The organism is Nocardia sp. NPDC003345 (assembly GCF_053589395.1).
This window is the reverse complement of record NZ_JBSFRU010000632.1, coordinates 1-1,046: the sequence shown is the minus strand read 5'-3', so window position 1 is coordinate 1,046 and position 1,046 is coordinate 1. Positions and strand designations below refer to the sequence as shown.

Genomic DNA, 1,046 nt, shown 5'->3' with positions numbered 1-1,046 from the left:
GTCGCGGGAGTCACCACCCGCGACCCCCTTCTTCTCGGCAAGGCCGATCGCGGCCTCGATAAGGTGGGCCCGTCGTTCTTCGACGCTCAATCGGGAGGACACCAGAGCGAGTTTGGCGGGATAGGCCTCAACAGTCAATTCCCGCAATGCGGGACGACCGAGGTCGGCGGGGTGGCCACCGCGGCACGCGTGGCCTCGGATGATCCGGTATCGCCCTCAGAGCCCTGTCTGGGCGCCCTTGTCACCGCGCCGGGCGCCGCGGCGCTGTATCGCGAAGATCAGATAGCCCAGCGCCCCGACCGCCAGGCCCATCAGGCAGACCGGCCGCGTGGTTTCCCAGCGGTCGCCGGAGAGCCAGACCACGATGGTGGCGACGGCGAACAGCGCGCTCCCCAGCGCCAGGACCGGACGCGGGTCGGTCAGCCACGACGGAAACTGTGGGAGCTGCGGGTTCATTCGTTCAGCGTAACCTCGGTACGCGCACCGATCAGAAGCGTGTCACGTATGGTTCACTTTGTGAATACCCACTCGGATGTGCGGGCGCTCGCCAGCGACCTCTCGCTGGCCGTGGTGCGCTTGACGCGGCATCTGCGCGGGCGGCGTGCGGAATCGCAGATATCGCTGACCCAGCTCTCCGTCCTGGCTACCCTCGGCAACGAGGGTTCGATGACGCCCGGGGCCCTGGCCGCCAAAGAGCGAGTCCAGCCGCCGTCCATGACCCGTGTGATCGCCTCGCTCACCGATCTCGGTCTGGTGGAGCGTAATCCACATCCCACCGACGGCCGCCAGATCATCGTCTCGCTCTCACCCACCGGGCACGCCCTGCTCGCCGACGAACGCAGCGCCCGCGAAGCCTGGATGAGCGACCAACTCTCGGCCCTGGACCCCGACCAACTGGAAATCCTCGAACGCGCCGTAGCCACAATGAATCAAATAGTCGCCAACTCTGAGTAATTGGAGCGGCTCCGCCGCTCGAGGGTTCGGCCCCCTTGTGCGTCTGCTGTCAGCCCTCGAGACCGGTGGCTTCGCCACGTCGCTTCGAGGGC

General features: G+C 66.9%; 2 protein-coding genes. One reads left to right on the top strand and one right to left on the bottom strand.

The window, feature by feature from the left end:
* Positions 1-216 precede the first annotated feature (216 nt).
* Entirely contained in the window at positions 217-456 is a 240-nt protein-coding gene (locus ACWDU1_RS32545) for a DUF2530 domain-containing protein (protein ID WP_450004251.1), read from the bottom strand.
* A 60-nt stretch (positions 457-516) separates the two neighbouring features.
* Between ACWDU1_RS32545 and ACWDU1_RS32540 the strand changes: the two genes are divergently transcribed.
* Positions 517-954, top strand: coding sequence for a MarR family winged helix-turn-helix transcriptional regulator (locus ACWDU1_RS32540; RefSeq protein WP_450004250.1), 438 nt, complete (start codon positions 517-519; stop codon positions 952-954).
* The last annotated feature ends 92 nt before the right edge of the window (positions 955-1,046 follow it).